Source organism: Paremcibacter congregatus, from assembly GCF_006385135.1.
Taxonomy (GTDB): Bacteria; Pseudomonadota; Alphaproteobacteria; order Sphingomonadales; family Emcibacteraceae; genus Paremcibacter; species Paremcibacter congregatus.
Map to the genome: position 1 here is coordinate 499209 of NZ_CP041025.1, position 25792 is coordinate 525000.

Annotated in this window: 21 protein-coding genes and 1 rRNA gene (1 of these 22 running past the window's edge); 15 read left to right on the forward strand and 7 right to left on the reverse strand. The window is 49.7% G+C overall.

Features of this window, described 5'->3' with window-relative positions; all coding sequences use genetic code 11:
- Positions 1 to 81: 81 nt before the first annotated feature.
- Together FIV45_RS02355 and FIV45_RS02360 are read right to left on the reverse strand one after the other, a co-directional pair.
- A complete protein-coding gene (locus tag FIV45_RS02355; protein WP_099472388.1) occupies positions 82 to 843 on the reverse strand; it encodes a hypothetical protein in 762 nt (253 codons plus the stop codon).
- Positions 844 to 881: 38 nt separating this feature from the next.
- Positions 882 to 1919 (reverse strand): hypothetical protein, encoded by a 1038-nt coding sequence (locus FIV45_RS02360; protein WP_099472387.1) that lies wholly within the window; start codon positions 1917 to 1919, stop codon positions 882 to 884.
- Between the two features lie 680 nt (positions 1920 to 2599).
- On the opposite strand from FIV45_RS02360, the gene FIV45_RS02365 reads away from it, so the two are divergent.
- The 13 genes from FIV45_RS02365 to FIV45_RS02425 all read left to right on the forward strand — a co-directional run bounded on the left by FIV45_RS02365 (position 2600) and on the right by FIV45_RS02425 (position 14856).
- Positions 2600 to 2842 carry a helix-turn-helix domain-containing protein gene (locus tag FIV45_RS02365; protein WP_099472386.1) on the forward strand — a complete coding sequence of 81 codons (243 nt, stop codon included), beginning with the start codon at positions 2600 to 2602 and terminating at the stop codon, positions 2840 to 2842.
- An 88-nt stretch (positions 2843 to 2930) separates the two neighbouring features.
- Positions 2931 to 3962, forward strand: coding sequence for an N-acetylneuraminate synthase family protein (locus FIV45_RS02370; protein WP_099472385.1), 1032 nt, complete (start codon positions 2931 to 2933; stop codon positions 3960 to 3962).
- Between the two features lies 1 nt (position 3963).
- Positions 3964 to 4617: a TylF/MycF/NovP-related O-methyltransferase gene (locus FIV45_RS02375; RefSeq protein ID WP_099472384.1), complete on the forward strand. Its 654-nt coding sequence runs from the start codon at positions 3964 to 3966 to the stop codon at positions 4615 to 4617.
- Entirely contained in the window at positions 4614 to 5750 is a 1137-nt protein-coding gene (gene neuC, locus FIV45_RS02380; RefSeq protein WP_099472383.1) for a UDP-N-acetylglucosamine 2-epimerase, read from the forward strand. Before FIV45_RS02375 ends, neuC begins: the two co-directional genes overlap by 4 nt.
- Entirely contained in the window at positions 5747 to 6505 is a 759-nt protein-coding gene (hisF, locus tag FIV45_RS02385) for an imidazole glycerol phosphate synthase subunit HisF (protein ID WP_099472382.1), read from the forward strand. The genes neuC and hisF overlap by 4 nt, the downstream gene beginning before the upstream one ends.
- On the forward strand, positions 6502 to 7155 hold the full coding sequence (hisH, locus tag FIV45_RS02390; RefSeq protein WP_099472381.1) for an imidazole glycerol phosphate synthase subunit HisH: 654 nt from the start codon (positions 6502 to 6504) through the stop codon (positions 7153 to 7155). Before hisF ends, hisH begins: the two co-directional genes overlap by 4 nt.
- On the forward strand, positions 7148 to 8407 hold the full coding sequence (locus FIV45_RS02395) for an N-acetyl sugar amidotransferase (RefSeq protein WP_099472380.1): 1260 nt from the start codon (positions 7148 to 7150) through the stop codon (positions 8405 to 8407). The genes hisH and FIV45_RS02395 overlap by 8 nt, the downstream gene beginning before the upstream one ends.
- The gene (locus FIV45_RS02400) at positions 8400 to 9098 is read left to right on the forward strand and encodes an acylneuraminate cytidylyltransferase family protein (RefSeq protein WP_181040128.1); all 699 of its coding nucleotides are present in this window, start codon (positions 8400 to 8402) and stop codon (positions 9096 to 9098) included. Before FIV45_RS02395 ends, FIV45_RS02400 begins: the two co-directional genes overlap by 8 nt.
- Positions 9099 to 9249: 151 nt before the next feature.
- Complete coding sequence (locus tag FIV45_RS02405; protein WP_099472379.1) at positions 9250 to 9507, forward strand: hypothetical protein; 258 nt, start codon at positions 9250 to 9252, stop codon at positions 9505 to 9507.
- A gap of 451 nt (positions 9508 to 9958) precedes the next feature.
- The gene (gene nagK / locus FIV45_RS02410; protein WP_099472378.1) at positions 9959 to 10873 is read left to right on the forward strand and encodes an N-acetylglucosamine kinase; all 915 of its coding nucleotides are present in this window, start codon (positions 9959 to 9961) and stop codon (positions 10871 to 10873) included.
- A 36-nt stretch (positions 10874 to 10909) separates the two neighbouring features.
- The gene (gene nagB-II, locus FIV45_RS02415; protein WP_099472780.1) at positions 10910 to 11908 is read left to right on the forward strand and encodes a glucosamine-6-phosphate deaminase NagB-II; all 999 of its coding nucleotides are present in this window, start codon (positions 10910 to 10912) and stop codon (positions 11906 to 11908) included.
- A gap of 2 nt (positions 11909 to 11910) precedes the next feature.
- Complete coding sequence (gene nagA / locus FIV45_RS02420) at positions 11911 to 13044, forward strand: N-acetylglucosamine-6-phosphate deacetylase (protein ID WP_099472377.1); 1134 nt, start codon at positions 11911 to 11913, stop codon at positions 13042 to 13044.
- A 36-nt stretch (positions 13045 to 13080) separates the two neighbouring features.
- On the forward strand, positions 13081 to 14856 hold the full coding sequence (locus FIV45_RS02425; protein ID WP_099472376.1) for a sodium:solute symporter family protein: 1776 nt from the start codon (positions 13081 to 13083) through the stop codon (positions 14854 to 14856).
- A gap of 40 nt (positions 14857 to 14896) precedes the next feature.
- On the opposite strand, the gene FIV45_RS02430 is transcribed toward FIV45_RS02425, so the two are convergent.
- The 5 genes from FIV45_RS02430 to FIV45_RS02450 all read right to left on the reverse strand — a co-directional run bounded on the left by FIV45_RS02430 (position 14897) and on the right by FIV45_RS02450 (position 25134).
- Positions 14897 to 16861, reverse strand: a complete 1965-nt coding sequence (locus FIV45_RS02430; protein ID WP_099472375.1) for a S9 family peptidase — start codon at positions 16859 to 16861, stop codon at positions 14897 to 14899.
- 96 nt (positions 16862 to 16957) lie between these two features.
- Positions 16958 to 20038 (reverse strand): TonB-dependent receptor domain-containing protein, encoded by a 3081-nt coding sequence (locus FIV45_RS02435; RefSeq protein WP_099472374.1) that lies wholly within the window; start codon positions 20036 to 20038, stop codon positions 16958 to 16960.
- Between the two features lie 125 nt (positions 20039 to 20163).
- Complete coding sequence (locus FIV45_RS02440) at positions 20164 to 23358, reverse strand: TonB-dependent receptor (protein ID WP_165776988.1); 3195 nt, start codon at positions 23356 to 23358, stop codon at positions 20164 to 20166.
- 122 nt (positions 23359 to 23480) lie between these two features.
- Positions 23481 to 24548, reverse strand: a complete 1068-nt coding sequence (locus FIV45_RS02445; protein WP_099472372.1) for a FecR family protein — start codon at positions 24546 to 24548, stop codon at positions 23481 to 23483.
- A 67-nt stretch (positions 24549 to 24615) separates the two neighbouring features.
- Entirely contained in the window at positions 24616 to 25134 is a 519-nt protein-coding gene (locus FIV45_RS02450; RefSeq protein ID WP_139932293.1) for an RNA polymerase sigma factor, read from the reverse strand.
- 137 nt (positions 25135 to 25271) lie between these two features.
- Here FIV45_RS02450 and FIV45_RS18570 point away from each other — a divergent pair, with 137 nt between their 5' ends.
- Together FIV45_RS18570 and FIV45_RS02460 are read left to right on the forward strand one after the other, a co-directional pair.
- Positions 25272 to 25556 (forward strand): hypothetical protein, encoded by a 285-nt coding sequence (locus FIV45_RS18570; protein WP_133118562.1) that lies wholly within the window; start codon positions 25272 to 25274, stop codon positions 25554 to 25556.
- 231 nt (positions 25557 to 25787) lie between these two features.
- Positions 25788 to 25792 (forward strand): 16S ribosomal RNA (locus FIV45_RS02460) (it continues 1497 nt past the right edge of the window).

The window sequence follows — 25792 nt, forward strand, 5'->3', positions numbered from 1 at the left end:
TTCAATATTGATCCAGGTCCAATTCCTGTGAAAGGGCGGTTAATTCCACGTGGGCGTCTTGTCTACTAACACATATATAAGTTATTCATATTTATTACATGAGATAGTATAGTTTGCCTCGGTGTTTCTTGTTATGACGAATCCACTTATGCATGACAGCGTTGGGGGAGCGCCATTTTTCATATGAAACATAGATATATTTTCCATGCTTTCGCCTATATCAAGATTTAGTTTCTGACAAGTGGCCTTAAGTCCATTTTCAAACGCACACTTATTTTTCTTAGGTATTTCTATTGGTAATATTTTTGAGTATTGAAAGCAAACCGATATGAAGCCGTCGACAATTCCGAAACATATCAATGGCATGATTCTTTTACTAGCTAGGGCCTGTAGGAAGGCGGTGTCCTTCATCTGAGCTTTATGGAATAATAATTTAAGTGTAACTGTGTCCTTGTCACCCAAACACTTTACGTCAGGCTCAAGTTGAAAAAGCTTTTTTCCAGTTTTTGTTTTAGGAGGGGCATTGTTGTGTAAAATGTTGAGAGGGAAGTGAATATCTAAAATCTGTTTAATTTCATGATCTTTCACTTTTCCTCTGTTCCACTTTGCCACACAGCGATCAGTTTGTGGAGCATTTCCCATTTCTTTAAGCTCTTCATAATTGTGAGCTGTGAAGGCTAATCTGCAAATGCCTGATTTGTGGATACTGAATTTTATATACTCAAGTAAGTTACTAGCGCCCAAATATATGTCGTCTTTCCCTGGTGATTGCCATATTCGCCAAATTTCTGAATAGTGATTTTTCCAAGGTCCTATTGTAAATCTAAAAGGGTCGACTTTCATGCTTTACTCCATAGAAACTACAGATTATTTTATCATAGTTACGTAGAAGTACTTGTGGCAGATTGTATAGCTGGTTTGGAAAAAATTTCCACAAATGACTTCCCACTTGTTGATGACTCAGAACTAGCAGCATATCCAGTAGATTGGGGGTTGAATATACAGCTTGCTGCTTGGATTAATACGGCCTCTTTTGCCCCGCTGTCACCTGAGGCGTCAACTAAAGCTTTGTACGTCATTAGTGCGTTCTGTCTATGTTTGTTTACAACGGCATTATGTCTGTGATTTAGATAGTTTTTTGCAGACAAGGTAAGTAGATATACGAGTATTGAGAAGATGAGGATTTTACTCACAATTAGTTGAACTGCATCAAATGTATTATGAGGGGTGATAAAATCCCACTTATGAATAAAAACAGATGCAATAGCATATACTCCTATGATCCCAGATAGCCATTTTGTTCTTGTTTCCCATGTTAACGCAGACATATTGTGTCCTTCAGACTCTTCCTTGAAGTACTTAGCTTGCTGGGTAATCCCTTGTTCTGCGGCCGTATTTCGGATGTCTTGTAAAATGCTTTCAGCTTCGCTCTTATGTTGGATTAACTGCTCTTGAATTTTAGCCGAATTATCTTGAATTTTCTGAAAAGCGGCTCGCGATTCCGTATCTAATCTTTGGAAATCCGCAGAGCGGTGAAGAGAATAGGATATAAATGGATGAAGAATAATAAAAGTTTTATCGTAAGCTTCTTCTATAGCACCGATCCAACTTTTCCGCATCTCCTGAGTCAAATCATTTGCTTCTAGGTCAAAGTCAATAATTTGGCTGAATTTTTGATAATCTGAATCACATTGCTGTTTTATTGAGTTTAGATTCTGGGTAGGAAAATCCTGCAAAGCAGTGGTAGTTAGTCTATTATACAGCTCAATTAAGCGCTTTGCTGGTGGCACCGCATTCGCAAAATTTAATAAGTTTCCAAGGTCGCTTTCTCTAGGCAGTAAGTTACAGTCGAAATTTTGCATTCTTTCTAAACTGGTAGTGACTTCCTCAAAGAGGGTAATCTTTTTTTCGTCAGTCATTTTTTTCTCCCTTACTTAATTATTACCTTGGTATATCAGTGTTGCAGATTTAGCTCCGTATTTTTATGAGAGGCTTATCAATCAAAGGTAACATAAATGGATTCCATAACAAGTTATAATAGTCGTTCGCATGAATTAATATGGTTTAGGATAGTTATGTCATGATAAATATTATCTGGCCTTTTTATAATTGAATTTTTTGCTAGGAGTAATCTTTTTGGCGCGTATTTCCCCTTGACATACTCAACCATACTTATATATAATTCGACCTGCACCGGGGGAATCCGGTGTCGGGATTTGCACCTCGCTACACCAACAGGCGTCCGAAACATGCGCCAGTCTTGACGCATGTTTTTTTTGCGACCATATTCTTATGGCCGGGGACGTGCAGGCACCCTTATGGGTGGCCGTTGCCTGTGGTGCGGTAGTGCAAACCTGTCGTTCCCGGTCACCAGAATTTGCACTCTGGCCCGGGGTTAACCTAAGACCACAGGAAATAATCATGACTGAAAAACAAGCGTATTGTTGTCACCCCCCTTTTCCATCCAGTTGTTCGCGTCCCATAACGGTCCTGATTGAGTTCGCGGATCGGGCGTAAGGGCGACCTCACTGCATTTGACAAGCGGTGGGTGCGCCTGCCGCTTGCCTTTTTCTGCACGGGATTAAAAAAGGGGGACACCATGCCAGACCGCGACAATATTCGCGCCGAGCTGCGCCGCATCGACCGGCATGTGGGCGCGCGGCTCCGCCGGATACGTCAACGCCGGGGCATCAGCCAGAAAGCTCTCGGGGCAGAGCTCGGGGTGACGTTCCAACAGATTCAGAAATATGAGAGCGCCCGCAATCGCATCTCCGCCGGTCGCCTGCTGCGGCTCACCAAAATCTGCCACGCGCCGCTGCATTATTTCTTTCACGGGCTGTGAGGAAGGATAAAGTTCTCTTTTTATTAGCGAGAAAATAGAGTAAGCTCTTGAGATTCAAGGAAGAGACTATCAAAAGAAGTACAGAATAATGAAAATCGGTAATCGTGAAATCGGCTTGAATCACCCGCCCTTGGTCATCGTTGAAATAGGGATCAACCATGAAGGGTCGTTGGACACGGCATATGAGCTCGTGGATGCCGCCTGGAAAGCCGGTGCGGAAATGATCAAGCACCAAACCCATGTGGTGGAAGACGAGATGAGCCAGGCCGCCAGAAAAGTCATCCCCGGAAATACCGACGTATCCATCTACGAAGTGATGGAACGATGCGCCCTGAACGAAGCCGATGAAACCCGGCTGAAAAATTATGTTGAATCAAAAGGCATGATTTTTATCAGCACCCCCTTTTCCCGGGCCGCGGCCGATCGCCTGAACCGCATGGGGGTGGCGGCCTATAAAATCGGGTCGGGAGAATGCAATAATACCCCGCTGATTGAACATATTGCCGGTTTCGGCAAGCCGATGATCGTCAGTACGGGCATGAATGATATTGCGTCCGTGCGGAAAACAGTTAAGATATTAGAAAAGCACAATGTAGAGTATGCCTTGTTGCATACCACCAATCTTTACCCGACGCCGTCCCATCTTGTACGGCTGGGCGCCATGCAGGAACTGCAAAAAGAATTTCCGAATGCAGAGATTGGCCTGTCGGATCATACAACGGGGAATTATGCCTGTTTCGGGGCGGTTGCGCTCGGGGCGACCATACTGGAAAGACATTTTACGGACCGCATGGACCGGCCCGGCCCCGACATTGTAAATTCCATGGACCCGGTGTCGTTGAAAGAACTTCTGGTCGGCAGCGCTGATCTTGCCAAAATGCGCGGCGGCAGGAAAGAAGCGGCAAAAGAAGAACAGGTGACGATGGATTTTGCCTTTGCCACGGTCGTGACGATCAAACCGGTGCGCAAGGGGGACAGGTTTACCAAAGAGAATATTTGGGTCAAAAGACCGGGAACAGGAGACATCGCGGCAGAATTCTATGACGGCGTGCTTGGCAAGACAGCCACCGTAGATATTGCGACGGACAAACATTTGCTTGCCTCAGATATTGGAGAGTAGGGTGCTGTACGACATTAACAGGAATTTTGAGTATGAGAATGGCTTCTATGCCACGGCGGAACCGAGACGGTTAAGCAAGTTTATCAGCCATCTGGAGTTTTTTAAACAGACGGCCCATCTGAGAGGTGAAATCCTTGAACTGGGCGTGTTTAAAGGGAATTCCCTGTTCCGGTGGCTCAAATTCAGGGACCTACTCGAAAATACCTATAGCCGCAAGGTTATCGCTTTTGACATCTTCGGCGCGTTTCCCGAAACCGAATTCGAAGAGGACAAGAAGGAACGCGATCTGTTCATCGCGGAGACAGACGGCGGGGTAGGTATTTCATACGAAGAACTGACGGCGCTTTTGCAGGCCCAGAATCTGGACAAGAACACTGAGATCATCAAAGGCGATATTCTCAAAACCCTGCCGGCGTATCTGAAAGAAAACCCTCAACTGAAATTATCCGTTCTGCATATTGATGTGGATCTGTATGAGGCGACCCAGGCGTCTCTGGATCTGCTTTATGACCGGGTGGTGAAGGGGGGCGTCATTATCTTTGATGATTATGGCGATTTCGCCGGGGCGAACAAGGCCATTGATGATTTCTTCGACGGGGGCGTGGAAATCAAGAAGCTGCCCTATGCCAACGCCGTGGCGTATGTTGTCAAATGAAGAAGATTGTTTTTCTCACAGGCACCCGGGCAGATTTTGGTAAATTAAAATCACTGATTAAGATTTCCCAGAATTCAGAAGCCTATGAAACGCATATATTCGCGACCGGCATGCATATGAATTCGAAGTATGGCAAGACCGTGGATGAGATATACAAGGCCGGGTTCAAGAATATCTACCAGTATATCAATCATGATACGGTTGCCCATATGGACCGGACCCTGGCAAAGACCATTGACGGGTTCTCGCTTTATATAAACGAGATTAAGCCGGATCTGATCATCATTCACGGTGACCGGGTAGAGGCATTGGCCGGGGCGATCGTCGGCAGCCTCAATAATATCCTTGTCGCCCATATCGAAGGCGGCGAGATTTCCGGCACCATTGATGAACTGATCCGCCACGCGGTGAGTAAAATGTCCCATATTCATTTTGTCACCAATGACGAGGCCAAGGGGCGGTTGGTTCAGCTGGGGGAAAGAAGCGACGCGATTTTCGTGATCGGCTCGCCTGATCTGGACCTGATGAATCCGAAGAAACTGCCGGCGCTGGATTTTGTCAAAAACTATTATGAAATCGGGTATGATGACTATGCCATCGCCCTGTTTCATCCTGTGACCACCGAGTATGATAAAATTGCGCTCTATGCCAAACAATTTGTCGATGCCCTGGTTAAAAGCGACAGGAATTATATTCTCATCTACCCCAACAACGATCTGGGTAGTGCGGAAATACTGAATGAATACAAGGCATTGAAGGGGAATGATAAAATCAGGATATATCCTTCTATCCGGTTTGAGTATTTTCTCACGTTGCTGATGAATGCGGAATATATCATTGGCAATTCCAGTGTCGGCATCCGGGAAGCACCCTATTATCGTGTTCCGACAATTGATATTGGCACCCGGCAAAACAACCGGGCCAAATTGCGTTCGGTGCTTCATGCCGAGCATGACGTTCAGAGTATCCTGGACGTGATTGCATCTCTGGATAGCTTCACCCTGGAGGATACCCATTTGGTGGATCATGATTTTGGCGAGGGGAAGAGTGATATTTTGTTTATGAAATTGCTGGAGTCGAAGGAGATGTGGGCGATTGACCGGCAAAAACAATTCCAAGAACTGACATCATGAGTAAAAAAAGAGTTATCGCCAGACTGGACGTCAAAAACGAGTTTGTCATCAAGGGCATTCATCTGGAAGGCCTGAGAAAGGTCGGGGACCCGAACCAGCTGGCGAAGAATTATTACGGTCAGGGGATTGATGAAATTATCTTTATGGATGCCGTGGCGGCCTATTATGACCGCAATAATTTGAGCCACATCATCGAGAAAGCCTGTCAGGATATTTTCGTCCCGATCACGGTTGGTGGCGGCATCCGCAGTCTGGAGGATATCCAGACAGCCCTGAATTCGGGAGCGGATAAAATCGCAGTGAACACCAAGGCCGTCCAGACACCGGATTTTATCAAGATGGCGTCTCAGGTATTCGGGGCGCAATGTATTGTGTCTTCAATTGATGTGAAACGGATTTCTGACCAGAAATGGGAAGTCTATGTCGATAACGGCCGGGAACCCACGGGACTGGATGCGGTGGCCTGGGCGCAACAGGTTGAACAATTGGGGGCGGGAGAAATCATGCTCACCTCCATTGATCAGGAAGGGACTAAAAAAGGATTTGATATAGAACTGAACCAGATCATCAGTGCGGCGGTGAACATTCCGGTGATTTCCTGTGGCGGGGCCGGGACCGAAGCACATGTGGTCGGGCTGTTTCAGGAAACCGATGTGGATGCGGCGGCGCTGGCGTCGGTATTGCATTATGACCTTTTGGCCGTCAATTCGTTAAAACAAGCCCTGCGGCAGAATGAAGTTAAGGTCAGGTTATGAGCAGGATCGCAATCATTGATTATGGTATCGGCAATGTGAGAAGCATGGTCAACGCGTTTGAAAGCCTGTCGGCAGAGGTCATTCTCACCCGTGACAGGACGGAAATAATGGCGGCGGACGGGGTGGTTCTGCCGGGGGTCGGGGCGTTTGCTCATGGTATGGAAAAGCTGGACCAGTATCAGTTGACAGATGTCATAAAAGATTACGCACGGACAGGTAAGCCATTGCTCGGGGTCTGTCTGGGTATGCAGATGCTGTTCAGCCACAGTGAAGAGTTTGGTCATACGCCAGGACTGGACCTTATTCCGGGGAAGGTGGTCAAACTCTCGCCCCGGAATGCAAAGATCCGCAAACTGCCGCATGTCAGCTGGAACGAAATTTATGCCACCGGACAATCGGGATGGGATAACACCATCCTGGAAGGGGTTCGCCAAAATGAGGACATGTATTTTGTCCATAGTTTTGTGGCCAGACCGGATGATGCAATCAACATTCTGTCCACGACCGGCTATTCAGATGACGAATTTTGTTCTACGGTACGGCAGGGAAATATTTACGGGTGCCAGTATCACCCGGAAAAAAGCGCGGATGCCGGGCTTAACATCCTGAGAAATTTTATCACTATGTGCAAGGTGAACCATGATGTCTGATGATCAAAAGAGCGACACCAACCGTCCCGGTCAGCGGGAGGCCTATTACGGGCTGCCTTCTGAAGTAAAATTCTGTAAGAAATGTGTCATTTCAAATCAACGGCCAAGCTCCACGATCGAGTTCCGAAGCGCCAAAGGGGAAAAGAAGAAAGTCATCAATTTTGATGAGAATGGCATATGCTCAGCCTGTGTTTTTCAGGCTGAAAAGGAAAAAGATATTGACTGGCAGGACCGGGATGAAAAACTGCGGGCGCTGCTCGACCAGTTCAGAAGCACCGATGGCTCTTATGATGTTATTGTCCCGGGAAGTGGCGGGAAAGACAGCGCGTTCACGGCTCATATCTTAAAATATAAATATGGCATGAACCCGCTTACGGTGACCTGGGCGCCCCATCTCTATACAGACATTGGCTGGAAGAATTTTGAAGAATGGATGCATACCGGGGGGCTGGATAATATTCTCTATACGCCAAATGGCGTGCTGCACCGGGAAATGACCAGAAACGCCTTTCACAATCTTCTGCATCCGTTTCAGCCTTTCATTGTCGGGCAACGGATTATAGGGCCGGCAATGGCTCGGAAGTTTGGTGTAAAGCTGGTGATGTATGGGGAAAATCAGGCCGAATATGGCAATGCGATTGAAGAAAATATCAACCCGATCATGAATATGGACTTCTTTTCGATAGATGACCCGCTCGAGATGAAATTTGGTGATGTGTCCATGCAGGACTATATTGATACGGGCCGTTACAGTAAGAATGACTTCGCGCCTTATATCCCGCCGAATAAAAAGGATATTCTAGAAGCCGGAATAGAAGTGCATTACCTTGGTTATTATCTGAGATGGGACCCTCAGGAATGTTATTATTACGCCGTTGAGAATACAGGATTTCAGGCCAACCCGGTTCGGACAGAAGGCACCTATTCCAAATACAGCAGCATTGATGACAAGGTTGACCCGTTTCACTATTTTACCACATTGATCAAGTTCGGCATTGGCCGCTGCACTTATGATGCGGCGCAAGAAGTGCGCAATGATAAAATAACCCGGGAGGAAGCATCCTATCTGGTGAAAAAATATGACAGCGAATTTCCGGAAAAATTTTATAAGGAATTTCTGGCGTATATAGATACAACCGATGAAGAATTCTGGGCGACGGTGAATAAATATCGCTCCCCTCATATCTGGAAAGAAGAAGACGGGGAATGGAAATTGCGGCATACGGTGGCACAAGATGGCACCGATGATTAACAAAAAAATAGTGGCGATCATTCCGGCGCGTGGTGGTTCCAAGGGATTGCCGGGCAAGAATACGGCGGACCTTGCCGGTAAGCCTTTGATCGCCTGGACCATTGAGGCCAGTCTGGCGTCGGATTATATTGCCAAAACGCTCGTGACATCTGAAGATGACAGGATTTTAGCTGTTTCGGCCGCGCATGGCGCCGACACCATAAAACGACCGGCTGAATTTGCGACAGATACCGCGACGAGTGAAAGCGTGATCCGGGATGCCCTGGAACAACTGGCGCGGACCCATGAAAAGTTTGAATATCTTATTTTGCTGCAGCCGACATCGCCGTTGCGGACGCGCGACATGATTGATGCCGCTTGCGCCAGGTTTTTTGACAGTGGGGCAACGGCCCTGATCAGTGTCTGTGAAATCGATAACAAAATACTCAAGGCATTCAAGGCGGATGACGACGGGTATATCCGCGGCATTTCCAATGACCGGTATCCTTTTATGCGACGCCAGGATTTGCCGGAAACCTATATCAGTAATGGGGCCATCTATATAATCAATATTGGTGAATTCCAGGCGCAGGAAAGTCTTTTGACCGACAAAACGATCCCTTTTGTGATGGACGGGCGCAGCAGTATGGACATTGATACAGCGGAAGATCTGGCGCAGGTAGCGCAGACGATCGCGGCTGAAAGACACTGATGTTCAGGCTTTTTCTGGTGCGACAAACCCCGGAATCCAGAAATTTAATAAAATTTCAATAAAAGTAAATGATTCCTTAATATTAACTTAAGCATTCCGTGATATTCGTTGAATGTAGACTGGTTTTATAAGTTGAGTTAAGGAATGAATCATGGATAGCGGTTCAAAACGTTTTGAGGTGTCTTTGTATAACAAGGATGTTCGGAAGATGCTGGAACAAAACAAGGATCACCCTAATTTTAACCGTGATTGGGCGCACTTGCAGTTCTTCACCTATGAAGGTGAGAGCGAGAACGATATTCTTGAGCAGGTGCGGAAAAAATATCCGGAACGCAAAGGCTTTGTCATCGATAAAGTTATGGAAATTAAAGAATATGAATTTGTAAAACCTGTGGGACGGCGCTTTTAATTCTCTCGAGAATGTACCCGGCCTCAGGCGATCTTTCGTGCCGTGACCCATGGCTTGGGGGCGTCGGTTTAACCCGGCGTTGCTCTTGCCGTGGGGATACTTCGTCAGTCCCACCTGCTTTTTCACGCTTCCTGCTCAGGGTCAAGGGCGATGCCTTTCCCTTTTCCCTCTTTCAAACCCCTTATGTGTCATAAATATTTTCGAAGAGAAAAGAAAATTCCGGAATCTATAATTTCTAAATGACAACGCTGTCATTTTAGGATATACAGGATTCAATTAACTCTGGACTGTAACGTCATACCGTTTTTCAAAGCGGCGCAAAATGGTCCGGTGTAATGTTGAATTTAAGATTAGGGCACCGACAGATCAGTCGTTTGATATGCAAGGGAGGGCGCAACGCGCTGCATGCGATGACCAGAAGATCGACAGGACAAAAGAAGATTTAAGAGGAATGACTGTGATCATTAGCCGCGCAGAACATAATCAGTATTTTATCGGCATTGACGGGGGGGCGAGCAAATGCCGGGCCCGTCTGGTTTCTTCGGACTTCAGTCTGCGGGGAGAAGGTCTGGCGGGACCCGCCAACCCGCTGCATGGAATAGAAGAAGCCCAGGAAGCGATTGTTGCGTCCACGGCGGCGGCCCTGAAAGATGCGGGGCTGCCCGAAAGCGATATGAAAAACCTGATTGCAGGGGTCGGACTTGCAGGGGTGAACCTGCCGACCTGCAGCGCGGCCATGTCAAACTGGGATCATCCGTTCAAAAAAATGTTTTTGACAACCGACCTGCATGTCGCCTGCATCGGGGCGCATCAGGGAGCGGACGGGGCGGTGATTATAGTCGGTACGGGATCCTGCGGGATTTCCTGCGTCAAGGGCAAGACCCATATTCTTGGGGCGCATGGTTTCCCGCATGGGGACAAGGCCAGCGGCGCCTGGCTCGGACTGGAAGGATTGAAGGTCACGTTGCTGGCGCTTGACGGGGTGCTGGAACATTCTTACCTCACTGACCGGATTATGCAGCATCTTGGCTGCAAGACGGATCTGGAAGTGGTCGAAAAAATGTCACGGGTATCGTCCCGGGTTTATGCCAAGCTGGCGCCGCTGGTGTTTGAAGCCGCGGATCATGATGATGCTCAGGCCCAGGCCATCCTGCGGGAGGCGGCCGATTATATCAAGGCAATCAGCGACAAGCTGCTCGACAGCAATCCGCCGCGCCTGTCGATGATCGGTGGTCTGACCGAACGGATGATGCGCTGGCTCGACAAGGATGTTGCAGCGCGTTTTTCACCGCCACTCGATCCGCCGGAAGTCGGGGCTGTATATTATGCTCATGAAGAGCTGTTCGGCTACCATGAGGCGGTATAGAAAATGCAGACGAATTTAATGGAAGAGACGACGGAGATGACAAAAACCATCATGCAGCTAGAGGCGCGGGAAGCCCCGGCCCGTATTCTTCAGCAGTTGCAGGAAAACAGGAATTTAATGGCGGAGCTTGGGGCGCAGATCCGGCAGTTCAATCCTCAGCTGGTAATGACCGTCGGGCGGGGGTCTTCGGATCACGCCGGGGTCTTCGCCAAATATCTGGTCGGTATTGAAGCCGGCCGCCCGGCCGCTTCCGCCATGCCGTCTATCGCCGGTCTATATGGGCGGCGGCAGAATTTGTCTAAGGCGCTGGTCATTGTGATTTCACAATCAGGCCGCAGCCCGGATATCCTTGCCCAGGCTGAAATGGCCAAGCAGGCGGGCGCCTTCTGTGTGGCGCTGGTGAATGATGAAACCTCGCCATTGAGAGATATCGTCGATGCGGTGGTGCCATTGAAAGCCGGTCCTGAAAAAGCGGTGGCGGCCACCAAAAGCTTCCTTACGACCTTAAGCGCCATTATACATCTGGTGGCGGAATGGACGAAAAATGCCGAGTTGCTTGAAGCTCTGACGCATTTGCCTCTATACTTGGAAAAGGCAATTGACAGTCCGGCGCAACTTACACCGGAAGATTTTAAAGGCGTGGATGATTGTGTGGTCCTGGCCCGAGGGTTGGGGTATGGTATCGCCCGGGAAATAGCTCTTAAATTGAAAGAAGTCTGTGGCATTCATGCAGAATCCTTCAGCAGCGCGGAATTTCTGCATGGGCCGGTTACCCTGGTGGAAACAAAACTGACCATACTGGATGTGCTGGTGAAGGATGAAGCGGAAGCCGCCCATGTAGAACAGATCGAGGATATGAAACGACGCGGTGCCGATCTGGTTCACCTGAATCAGGTTATGGCCGATGTTCATCCCCGGCTGGCGCCGTTGCTGCTGTTGCAGCGGTTTTATCTGGATGTGGAAAAAATCGCTTTGGCGCGCGGGGTAAACCCCGATGCGCCCCCGGGATTGAATAAAGTAACGAGGACAAGGTAAAAATGAGCGTAACCTATATCGCGGACCATATCTTTGATGGCGAGACCCTGCGGCAGGATGTTCCTGTCACGGTGTCAGACGGTCGGATTGTCGCGTTTGAAGGCTGCGCCGGGGCGGAAGAAATACGCTTGCATGGTATGTTGGCGCCGGGTTTTGTCGATGTTCAGGTCAATGGTGGTGGCGGGTATCTGTTCAATAATGCGCCTGACCTGGAAACGCTGAAGGTCATGGGGGCGGCCCATGCCGCGTTCGGGACAACCGGTTTTATGCCGACCCTGGTGACCGATGATATCGCGGTGATGCAGCAGGCGGCGGATGCCGTGGCGGTGGCGCTTGCGCAGAATCTGCCCGGGGTTCTCGGGATTCATTTCGAAGGACCCCATCTTGCCGGGGCGCGTAAAGGCATCCATCCTGAAAATCATATCCGGGAATTGTCGGAACAGGAACTGATCGTCTATGCACGCAACGACTTGGGCGACAAGATGATCACTCTGGCCCCGGAAACGGTGGCGCCCGATGTGATTGCCGTGTTGGTTGGTCTCGGGGTGAAGGTCTGCCTGGGGCATTCCAATGCCGATTATGAAACCACCCAGGCGGCGTTGGCCGCCGGGGCCACCGGATTTACCCATCTGTTCAATGCCATGTCACGGCTGAATTCCCGTGACCCGGGTATGGTCGGGGCGGCGCTTCTGGACCCGGACAGCTGGTGTGGCATTATTCTCGACGGGCATCATGTGCATGCCGGCACGGCCCGTCTGGCTCATCACGCCAAACCCAAAGGCAAAATGATGCTGGTGACCGATGCCATGTCGCTGATTGGCACACAAGAAGAAAGTTTTCCTTTCTTTGGAGAATTGATTTTCCGGGATGGCGACCGCCTGGCCAATGGCGATGGGGTATTGGCGGGGTCGCATCTTGATATGACGACCGCGGTGAGAAATGCCGTCACCTATCTGGGGATTGAATATGAGGAGGCTCTGCGGATGGCGTCACTCTACCCTGCGGAATTTTTGGGTCAGGATCAGACCCGTGGACGACTTACAGTCGGGGGAGCAGCGGATTTTATTCTGATGAAGGATGACCGGACGATTCAGGGCACCTGGATTGGCGGGAAAAAAGTTTTTAAAAAAATATAATATAATGTCGTAAATCATAGGGAATGAGGATTTAGCATGCAGTTGTCAGCATTGGACTGGGGGATCATCATCACGGTGCTTTCCACCACGTTACTGGTTGGTTTTTGGGTCAGTAAAAGGGCGTCGGCCAACAGCGCATCCTATTTTCTGGGTGGACGACATATGCCTTGGTGGCTGTTGGGGACGTCCATGGTGGCGACGACCTTTGCCGCCGATACACCCAATCTTGTCACCAATATCGTGCGCACCAATGGGGTGTCCGGCAACTGGGTCTGGTGGAGCTTTCTGATCACCGGCATGCTGACCACTTTTGTATATGCCAAATTATGGCGACGGCTTGGCGTCACTACCGATGTTGAATTTTACGAACGGCGATACAGCGGTAAGGCGGCGCGTTTTCTGCGCGGGTTCCGGGCGCTTTATCTCGGGTTCTTTTTCAATATCATGATCATGGCCAATGTGACTCTGGCGGCGATCAAGATCGGCAGTGTCATGCTGGGGTTGAGCCCGGCTGAAATTGTCATCGGCGCAGGTCTGCTGACGGTGATTTTCTCGGCGGCTGGCGGGTTTCTCGGGGTGTTGATCACCGATATGCTGCTGTTCGTCCTGGCGATGACAGGCTCTCTGCTGGCGGCCTATTTCGCGGTCAATCATCCGGCGGTCGGTGGTCTGGACAACCTGTTGAGCCATCCCAACGTGGTGGGCAGCATTTCCATATTGCCGGACCTTGGCAATCCGGAACATTATGTGCCGTTGTTGCTGATCCCGCTGGTGGTTCAGTGGTGGAGCGCCTGGTATCCGGGGGCGGAGCCGGGCGGCGGCGGATATATCGCCCAGCGCATGCTGGCGGCCAAAAATGAAAACCATGCGGTGGCGTCTTCGGCTTTCTTTAATTTCTGTCATTATGCCGTGCGGCCATGGCCGTGGATTCTGGTGGCGCTGGCGTCCCTGATTGTCTATCCGGATCTGGCCAGTATCGAGACGGCCTTCCCCGACGTGGACAAGGGCCTGATCGCCCATGACCTGGCCTATTCCGGGATGCTGACCTATTTGCCTCACGGGATTTTGGGCATCGTGGTGGCGTCGCTGGCCTCGGCCTATGTGTCGACCATTTCCACCAGCCTGAACTGGGGCTCCTCCTATTACGTCAATGACTTCTACCTGCGCTTTATCAATCCGGACGCTTCCGGACGCCGTCAGGTGTTTATGGGGCGGGTGATGACCGTAGTGCTGATGGTGATTGCCGGCTTTATGTCGCTGGTGCTGGAAAGCGCCCTGCAGGCCTTCCAGATTTTGCTGTCGATCGGCGCAGGCACCGGGTTACTTTTCCTGCTGCGCTGGTTCTGGACGCGGATCAATGTCTGGAGCGAGGTGGCCGCCATGGTTCTGTCCTTCCTGATCAGCATGTTTTTCCAGTTCGGCCATCGCCTGTTTGGCGCTGGCACGGGCTTTGGTGATTTCCTGATCTCCCTGGAAAGCTGGGAACGGATGGTTTACAGCGTCGCCCTGACCACTGTCGGCTGGGTCAGCGTTACCCTGATGACCCGCAACACCAGCGCCGAGACACTGGCGACATTCAAGGAAGACATCAAAGGCGCGGACGGCGAAATTCGTCATGGCATTTATGCGACATTGTTTTCCACCGCCGCGATCTACGGGGCCATGTTTGCGGTTGGCAACCTTATTTACGGGAATATAGGCGTGGCGGTATCGCTGCTTCTGGTGACGGTGGTTACCGGCTATGCGACCTGGCACCTTTATCGCAAGGCGGGGGCGGGAGCCAAGTTGACGCCCGCGAAACAAACCTCCTAAGGCCATCAGGTCTGTTCGGCGGACGTCGGATGGTGTCAGGTTATCCAGGCACTTTTTCGTCGAGAAGATAGGTGCGGATAAAGCTGATGACGGCCCGGTTCAAAAAGCGACTGTTCTTGCTTTTCTTGAAACCGTGGCCTTCATTCCTGGCCAGAAGATACCAGACGGGGACGCCGTTCTGTCGTACCGCGTCGACGATCTGGCGGGCTTCCGAGGCGGGGACGCGGGGGTCATTCTGCCCCTGAACCACGAACAGCGGCTTGGTGATTTTATGGGCGTTGTTAAGGGGGGAGATTTTTGTATGGAAAGCCCGCATGTCGGGATCCCGTTCATCCCCGTATTCCACCCGGCGCAGATCAACGCGATAATCGGCGGTATTTTTCAGAAAGGTCGTGAATTGACTGATGCCGACCCGGTCAATTCCGGCTTTCAGACGATCGCCGTAATGCATCAGGGACGCCAGCACCATATAGCCGCCGTAAGAGCCGCCGATGACCATGACGCGATCTTCATCAAGACCCGGCTGTGTCTTGATCCAGTCGAGGAGCGCTCCGACATCCTTGACGCTGTCTTCCCGTTTATACCCGTTATCGAGGCTGACATAATGATTGCCATAGCCATCTGATCCTCTGACATTCGGTGCGATGACGGTGATGCCCATGCGGTTGGCATAATATTGGGTTTTCGTTGACAGGCTAGGGTTATGTTGACTGGCTGGCCCACCGTGCAGCGTGATGATCACCGGACTTTTGGCGTATTTTTTATTTTCGGGCAGGGGGCTGTAGATATATGCAGGAATGGTGAGATTATCAAAACTATTATAAAAGACAAGTTTCGGCATGGAGAGTTTGACATGGCGTGTTGATTTGTTGCGGCTTTCTGTCCATTTTACCAGCTTGTCTTTTTTGAGGTGGTATACAAAAATATCCCGGGGAAAAAGGGGGTGGCTGACATTCATGGCCACCTTCTTACTATCCGGGCTGAATGTAAGACGTGAGATGATGCCAACCGTCTTGCCTTCAGGGTGATCAAGTTTATTGGTTCTTGTATTCAGAAAGTATAGTTTGTTCAGGCCATGCTGATTGCTAACAATGGCGAGTTTTCTTCCATCTGGCGACAATGTTATATTTTTTATCGGCCATATTATTTGTTGAGCGACAAAATAAATTTTGCGGGTGTCTAAGTCCATATAGCGAAGGTTGGCGACATCACTGCCCATGTTGGAAATTAAATACAATCCTTTACCATCCTTCGTCACCACAGCATCCTTAAAGGCCCACTTCTGGTTTTTAGCAGTCAGGTAATCAAGAGCCCCTGTTTCGCTATTGAGGAGAACAAGGTAACTTTCACTATTGGAGACATATTGGCGAAGCAGAATGGTCTTGCCATCCTGTAGACTATCAAGAGGTGTAAAAGTGTTTTTTGTTTCAAAGAGTTTGGTCTCAATCGCGCCTTCCTTCACAAGGGACAGGCTTGACACACTTTTTATGCTGCTTGTGCCCAGTGACCGTGAGAAAATGAGACGCGTTCCGTCTCGTGTAACAAGGGCGCTCCTGTAACGGTAGGCGGGGTCTGTGAGTTGGATGCTTTTCCGTGTCAGACGATCCATAAAATAATATTGATTATATTCATCACCATTACTGTCACGTTTGATGAGAAAGCCGTCGTCTCCGAGATATTTTATCGGGGAGGCCGCGCCAATACTTTTTTTGGTGAAGAAAGTAAGCTGCTCGGTTTTGGCGAGAGGTCCTTTAAGGCGGTGAAGTTGTTTTTTCTTATTGATCAGGATGCGACGATCATTTTCCCAGGCGAGAAATGAGTTACTTGAATAATAAACAAAACCACGGTTGGTTTCCTGATAGGCCTCTGGCGTATCCGGCATACCTTCTTTGATCAGATTCTTGTTGTTTAACCCGGGAACTTCGGTCGCTCGGGCAGTAAGTATAGCGATAAGTATAAAAGCTATGTTGAGGACAAACAGTAACGTGGTTCGCACATAAAACATGGCAAGCTCCGATGAAAATTAAGAACATAGTGAAGGGGAAAACGGGGGAGGTCAGGGAAGACCGAAAGGCCTTCCCTGGATTGAATATGAATTGTATTAGTATGAGATTTTCATACCAATCTTGAAGTTCCGGCCCAGGCCATCATAATAACCTGTATAACTCTGGGTTCTGGAGGAGCCCCCGACACCTTCCGGAATGAAAGGAGGCTTGCTGTTGAAAACATTATCGACATTTGCGTAAACTTGATATTGTTCATCGTCTCCAAATGAGTAGCGCAGATAAAGATTGTGGTAGAAGCGGTCCCCAATCTTAAGATATTTTGCAGCACCTTCTGTATCTCCGGAAGCCTCAAAAGCATCAGCGAAATTATCATCGGTGATTACTGATCCGCGATAAGTCGTACGCCAGGAGACATAGTATGGTCCATTGGCATAATTAACACTAAAGCGGGCCCGGTTTTTCGGTACATCAACCTCACCAATATAATCATCCTTGATGATGCTGACATTGCCGGCGTCATCGGTCTGTGAATAGTTTCTGTAGTTGGTCAACTGACGTGTCCACAGAAGTTTGAAATTTACAACACCGGGAACATCGAACTGGTCGTCCAGGTCGAGACGATATTTAACTTCCGCGTCAATACCTGAAACCTTGAAGGTTTCGGCATTAATGGGGTAGCTGTTAATCGTGAAGATCTGTCCGGCATCCTGGCGGGTGATTTCGTCGCACCATTTTGTATCTGTTCCGCTATAGCACCAATCCAGGATATCCTGACGGGCCGGTGTCGTAATCGCCCCATCAACCTTGATGTTATAATAATCAATGGTCATGGAGAAATTCGGTAAAGCAGTCGGTGTGATTACAGCACCCAATGTGTAGGTATCTGCAGTTTCCGGCTGGATGCCGGGGTTGCCGCGGTTGGACGCACGATCGCGTTCATCGTCAAGCCCTTCAAAGGCTCCGCCACCTGGAATGTTGGCGACGACATTGGCGTCGGCCAAACAACCGGCGCTGAAACGGTCTTGTACACCGGAACCATCGGCGCGCAAACCATCACAAGGATCTTGGGAGAAGCTGAAGCTTGTTCCGCGTGCAGAAGAGAAGGAGTCGCGGATATCTGGTGCCCGGGTGGCGCGAGCGAACACACCACGGAACCTAATATCTTCGATTGGCGCCCAGTCCAATGAGAAGTTATAGTTGGTTACACTACCGATATTCTGATGACTGTAATTGGCAACCCGAACAGCAGCAGAAGCATCCAGGGACCGCGCCATTGGAGCATCTCTCAGCAGTGGGACAAAGATTTCACCATAGAAATCGGTCGCATTGTAGGCACCACCATTGTTCGGCACGGCGGAGAATCCGTCTAGACCATTCTGGGTCAGTGTATCAGTGAAGACCTCATTGGATTCACGGCGATGTTCAAATCCGACCGCAATACCAAGCTCGCCCGCAGGAAGCTCAATAGGATTGCCTGTGATATGGCCGGCAATGGTTTGTTGCAAGTTGATGCTGCGGAAATGTTCGGTGCCAGTGATCCACTGCAGCATTTCGGTTGTTAAACCGTTTTTGCTGATCAGATCTACAGGCACACAACCGTGTGAACGGGCTTCGGGGTCCGCGCATTGGAAGCCGGTTGGGTTGGCATCACTGACAGGAACTTCTTCCAGATCAAGAGCTGCGGCAACATTCCGGAAGTGGATCTGATTTTTTTCGACCTGGGTTTGTAAAGTTCTACCCCAAGTGTAGCCGATATCATAATCCCAGTCCTTAAAGATGGTACCGCGGGCACCGACCACGATGCGGGTTGTGTCACGCAGGTTATCCGTAGAGCGCGGTCCGACTTGGGTAAAGCGTTTGCGGAAATTGAAGTAGTCAGTCGGATCAATATCCGCTAGATCCTGACCGTCCGCCAGAAGCATTTCATCCGTTACAAATGGATTGTCGTGGAAAATACCTTCTACACGCTGCTTCTCACCATCTTCAGAAAGGCCGTAGCGGAAATAATTGTCTACATCGCTATCTGACAAAGTGTCTGGTGATGTCTGATTGCGCAGGTCTGCTGAAGCCCAAGAGCCGTACATATAGGCTTCTATACTTTCGTTAATTTCATAACGTCCTTTGGTGGAAATCATGAAACGTTCAGAAGGTGCGTAGATCTGGTAGGCTTCCTTAACGAAATCGAATCCATATTGCTGCAACTGTGTATAGCGATCATACCATTGTGAAATACCGCCGCCATTTCCAGAACCAGGTGTGTAGCTTCCGCCTGTTGTCAGGCGGATACCTGTGTCGGCTTCTGTATGGAAACCGCCGTCGCGATCATACCATTGACGACCACCATTAAGGCGGATGCCGTCAATATAGGTGCTGACGTCAGTACAGCGCAGACGGGTATATCCACCAAGTGCACGCGTGTCGACGGTTTCTTGGGAAGTGGTTTCATTATAGTTGCAATCTCCGGCCCATTCGCGTTGACGTGAATATACAGGGGTTTTCTTGACATATTCAAGAGCGATCACAGCGTTACCGCGACCATCGGCGAAATTGCCGCCGGCAATACCGGATGCGCGATATCTTTCCCGCCCGCCGTCTTCGGTGAAGCCATATTCACCACGAACCTTGAAGCCTTCAAAATTTTCACGGGTGATGATGTTCACAACCCCGGCAATCGCATCGGAACCATAAATGGCAGAGGCGCCACCTGTCATGGTCTCGACACGCTCGATCATATCTGTGGCAATGGCGTTGGTGTCGATGGCGGTACCGCCATGACGAGCGCCGACCATGCGCCGACCATCCACCAGCACAAGGGTTCTGGTGGACCCGAGAGAGCGGAGATTATATTGGCTAAGCCCTGAGATATTGATATAGCCGTATGATGTAGAGGCGTTGTAACTGGTATCAACGGATGGCAGTTCCGCCAACAAATCACCCACATCTTCCACGCCGGTGATGTTGAGTTCTGAGCGGTCCATAATGGTTACAGGTGATGGACTGGACAGGTTGCTGCGTTTGATGCGCGAGCCGGTGACCACCACTTCATCAAGTTCAAGTTTTGGTGCATCAGCGGCACTGCCGTTGGTCTGCGCGGCGTCTTGCGCGAATACAGTGCTGCCTGACAAGGCGATCATCAGCGCCAGGCATGAGGAGGTTCCTCGGAATTTATTTTTCATTTTTCTTCCCTTCGTGGTTGAAATACCAAGTGCTTTTTTTCTTGGTTTTTCTATGACGTCGGAGGGCAAGAGAACAGGCACCACTATTTTCGGGATTCGAGAAGTGTTTTTATTATCTATTTGAATTAGAAAGATTTATTAATTCCCAAGAAGAAGAAACGACCGCGGGTGTCATAAGTGGCAGGGTCGGTGCCGGCGCCAACCTCAGATTCAATAAGAGGCGGTTGTTTATCAGTAAGGTTACGGATACCACCATAAACCTCGAGATTATGCGAAACTTTGTAATTACCCAGAAGGTCGAAATAATGATAGGGCGCAACATGTGGAATGACCGGCTGTGCCGTGGGGTCATGTAACAAGATGCCATCGGTTAGTCTTGAAAGCCAACGCCAACGCAGAGTCGTTTGAAGGTTTTTCTGTTTGTAGGTCAGCCAGAAGATAGATTTGAATTCTGGGATTGCTCGTCCACACAGGGCGTCATCTACGTAGCCGGCGCAATCAATTAAGGGAGCGTTTTGTGACGCCTGGTCTTCGGAAGAAAGTATCCAGCCGCCCATTAAACGCATATCTATGCTGCCGCTGTTCGGTTTGAAGCCAATTTCTTCAAGCTTGAATCCAAAGTTAATTTCAAGATCAATTCCGGTGCGACGATTGATCAGCAGGTTATCATACTGACGATCTATACGGGTGACCCTGCCTCTCGAATCTCTGGTAACTGATTGGCAGTGGAGGCTGGTGACATCTCGTGAGGCAATGCACAGATTGGCGACATCCGTCGGTGAGGGTGGGGAAATACTGTTGTCGAGCGAAATGTCGTAATAATCCGCCGACAGGATCAAATTTGGGATCACTGACGGATTCCACATGATCCCGGCCGTATAGGTGTTGGAAACTTCTTCCTGAAGTTCTATGTTGCCGGAGGAGAAGGAACTGACCTGATGTTGGCCTGTGCGGAGTTGTGAGACGTCGGCAACGCCGAGGTCATGGCAGAAAATTTCGACCTCGCCGATTGCCCCGGCGCAGGGGTCGATGAAATCCGGAAAACCTTCCGCCGATTTCCGATAGAGTTCGTGGATGCTGGGGGCGCGGACGGCGCGCTGGAATTCGCCGCGTAGACGCAGACCTTCTATGATTTTCCAATTCAGGCCGACCCGCCAGGCAAGGACATTTCCCGCGGTGGAATAGTGAGACAGCCGCACGCCGCCGGTAAAGTCTAGTTTATGAAAGAAAGGTCTGTTCGCTAAGAGGGGGATGCCTACCTCGGCAAAAGCCTCTTGCACATTGAAAGATCCTGTGTACCCGATTTCCTCATTAAAACCAATCATTTCACCTGTGCCAAGCCGAGGATCAACGTCTCTGCTGGCTTTCTCGTAACGGTATTCAAGACCGGTAGCGATCAATATCGGGGTAGCGGCGAGAAAATGGTTCACGGTACCTGTGAGGTGAAAGGCCGCGCTGAGCTGGTCGGTCTTGACGTGGCTGATCAGGGGTGTTCCCTGCAGATATTTGATTTCCTCGTCTGATATGTTACCTGCTCCAAACGGATTGATTCGAACGCCGTCCGGGAAAAGCAGTTCCTCGGGGCAGTCGTCAGGATAAAGGTTTGTGTCGCTTGAACTGATCGGACAGCCGAGGGCATTTTGGAGGTTAATTCTTGAATAGCCATTCCTGTGAATGCGCTGTCTGCGCAAAAGGCCATAATTGATGTAGCCTTCGAAATCCCATGCTGCACTCAATTGCCCTTTGAGGCCGGACACCAGGCGGCCATAATGGCGGTTTTGGGTGTATCTTCTGCTGCCGCCTTCTGGGATTCGTGTTCTTACCCTGATGCGGTTGTCTGGATCTTCACCTTCCAGCAGGCGAACCACCTCAGCAAACTCGGGGCTGATGTTCGGGTGACTTTCGGAGATATAGAGATTACTGAGACTGTAGGGGGCGAGTAGCCTGTCATGGTAACTATAAGTATAAGAAACCTCAGAGAAAAAAGTCAGGTCTTCGGCGATCTGATAGTCGGCGAAGCCAAAAAAACTGGCCCGTTGATAGGGGTTCTGCAGATATATGTAATCACTCAGGATGATGTTATGATCTTCAAAGATGAAGGGCAGGGGCTTGCCGTCGGGCGTAAAGCGGATCAGGCGGTTGACGATTATATCGCCATTATCCTTGACGGGGAAATTCTCCTGGAACCAAGGCAGGAGATCAGGTGATATTGCATCAGGAGAGACGTCTTTACTCGTGCCGCTGTAGGTATATCGTCCGCCGGGTACTGTATTGGCGCCGGTCTCGACAATCTTGCCGTTAGAAACATGTGTGCTATTTTTCGATATATCGCGATCGCCTTCGGTGTAGCTGCCCCGCTTGTTATATTCTGCAAACAGAGAAAAATGGCCGTTGTCATTGGCGAAACTTTGGCCATAGGCCGTACTCAGGCTGAATTGTTCGGCATCCCCCAGCTCAGAAATGCCAGCTTGTGCCCTCACGTTAAGACCCTTGGCGTGATTGTCATGGATGAAGTTGACTACGCCGGCGATAGCGCCCGAGCCATATATGGCAGAAGCGCCCCCTGTGACAATATCTATGCGGTCGATCAGGGAAGAAGGAATCATACTGATATCTGCATAGCCGCTCATGTTGGCTCCGGGCAGGCGGCGCCCGTTCAGGAGAACCAGGGTGCGGCTGATACCGAGGTGGCGCAGGTTTACGGTGGATGAGCCGTCGTTTGTGCCGCTGTTGTTTGTATTGGGTGTTGCATGGGGAATGATCTGGGGCAGGACATTGAGAATTTCATCATTGGTCAGGTCGCCGTTACTGGAGAAATTCTGATAATGCAGGGCGATGGTCGGGCTGGAGGAATGAAAATCAGGATATTTGACCAACTGTCCGGTTGTGATGATTTCTTCCATGAATTTATAGCGGTCCGCTCCGGTGATTTCTTGATAGTCCTGTATGACGTCGACGTCATGGTCGCCGAAATTGTCCGAAAGGCCAAGCGCGGCAATTTGCGCGTCATCCTGGGGCGTTGGTCCTTTGACAATAATAGTGTTCTCGTTAATGAAAATTGCTTCCAGGTTTGAGTCCTGCAGCAGAATTGGCAAAGCCTCCTCGGCGGAATAAATGCCGATAAGGGAGGGGGCCCTGACATTTTGGGCAATGTCAGAGATATAAAGCAACTGAATCCCTGTCATCTGCGCAAGCCGAAGCAAAGCCTGACTTAAGGACTGGTTCCTTATATCAAAGATAAAACGTTTTTGATCGGCTTGTGCCTGATGCACAAAAAGCGTACTGGCCAGAGAGACCAGTAACACTTTAGAAATAGACAAACTCATTTCCTCCCGCGATTACACAACTCTCGGAATTATTTTATTATACGAGAGATGGTTGTGTAAGTAAATCTGGGCGATGGCTTGTTCGCGGAAAACCGGCGCCTTATTCTATTTAAACCCTATTCCAGCTCCTTGTAAAAAACAATACGACCGTCCTGTGTGGCTTGTGAACGTATATGAGCAATGCGCTCAATGCTCTTGGCAAAGCTCTCGGGGTCATTGGGGTTAAAAGTGCCGCTGACCTTGATCCGGTTGAGTGACGGGTCGGCCAGAACCAGCACCAGATCATTATAGCGGTTAAAATCTTCGACCACATCCCGAAGGTCGCGGTTGTCAAACGTCAGTTTGTTATCACGCCAGGACAGGATCGCCTTCAAATTCAAATGGTCCTGCTTCGCGATCAGGGATTTCATTGCGGTATTGTTCATCAGGGACATGGGGCGGGTCACAACCTGTTCCCCCTTTGTCAGGTCGGCGATCCATTTTTCCGACTGCTGGGGCGGTTGTTCAGAAACCCGCACTTTACCTTCCAGAACGGTGACTTCAATCTTTTCCAGACGCTTGTTGACATTGAACTGGGTGCCGACGACCTGAACCCGGGTTGTATCAACGGCGACGATAAACGGCCGCAGTGGGTTGGGGGCGACTTCGAAGAAGGCTTCGCCTTGTTTCAGGGTCAGTTCCCGGAAACCGTCGGTGAAGGACACCTCAATGCGGCTGTCTGTATTAAGCTGAACGAAGGAGCCGTCTTCCAGGCGAAACCGCCGGCTTTCACCCTTTGCGGTCTGAAAACTTTGCGGGGCCGTGATGGTAATATCTGTACCTTGTTGAGGAAACAGCAGGTAGGCAGCGGCCGTGGTCACGAGAATGCCTACCACAAGCGCGGCAGCCAGTTTGCGCCATTCCGACCACAAAGAGGCGGGCTTTTTCGGCGTTCCCGGGGTGGCTTTTCTGTCGGGATACAGCTGAACGACGGCCGGAGCAGGGTCCAGCTCGCGGCCATAAAGGGCTGCTTCATCCCACAGGCCGGACACTTCGGCATATTCCCGCGCATGCAGCGGCGACGCATTAAGCCATTCGGCGAACCGGGCTTTGTCTTTATCGGTGGCGTCACGGGCCTCGATAAGGACAAACCATTCTGCGGCCTCGTCGATAATGCGATTTATGTTTTTTTCCGTATCGGTCATGGTTATTTTATTTTAATTAGCGCTCTTGCGGGGTAAAGTAACATATTTAATACGCAATGCGTTTAACTTATCCTTCAATTTTTCTCATATATTTTCGGCAATGGGCCAGAGCCTTGATCACATGCTTCTTCGCCATGCTTTCGGAAAGTCCGACTTTCTGGCCAACTTCCTTGTAAGTCATCTTGTCACAGCGGTGCAGTATGAAGCATGTGCGTTGCTTTTCCGACAGCTTGCCGAGCGCCTCCTGAAGAAACTTCAGACGGGACCGGCCATAGATGATCTGGTCGGCAGGCGGCAGCGGCGCGGCAATCTCGGCGCAGGTATCTTCGCCGTCACTGTGATGATTTCTGTGGCGCGTTCTCTGTCGCATTCTGTCGATGGCCAGATTATTGGCGATCCGATAGACAAAGGCGCGGCTGTTCATAATATCTTCTTCTCCGGTAAATTTCTCGATCCGCAAATAAATTTCCTGCAGGATATCATCGGTATCTTCGGCGCTGCGCAGGCGTTTCATCAGGAAGCCCTGCATCTCAGCCCGGTTCCCGAGGAAAAAATCCAACAATTTACCCTGTTCCGTATTCGGCAACGTTTCCTGTCTTTCTGTCGCGGATATCCTGATTATATCACTCTCATGTGTTTAATGACGACGGATCTACTGTCAAGGGACCATTATTTTAACCTGGTTCTTTTTATAAATGTTTAATCCTATTCCCTGTGGTGTCAGTGGCGATGATGCTGCATGTCCTGAAAGGCGGCGCGGGATTCGAACAGGCGATTGCCTTTGTCGCTTGTTTCGGGGATATGTCGACGAGAACAGAGGGGAGGATAGCTGCTCAAAACGGCAGTTTTGTTTGGTTTGCGAAAAAAGTTATTATAAAATCATTTTTCCTGTTTACAAGGTGTGTTGTTGCTTCTATAACCCGCTTCACCAACACGGCGGGGGCCAGTGATTATCGCTTCGGAAGAGGGGATAGAGATCGGGCCTTGCGGTGTTGTTTTGCGCTTTAGATAGCGGGGGCGGCAACGTCCGATTTGTTCTTTGACATTGTAGATTGAAAGAGAGATGTAGGCAGCGGTCTGTTAATTCCTGGACTGTTGTTTACTATAAAACTTATTTGAGTTTTAAGTAATGAACAGGATCAGGTCTTTGATCGTGTTGCGCTCGAGTAGCGAGATGATGGTGCATTGCAAGATGCGGTATTTTTTTTGTGATTGGGCGTGATGCACACAAGATCAACTCAACT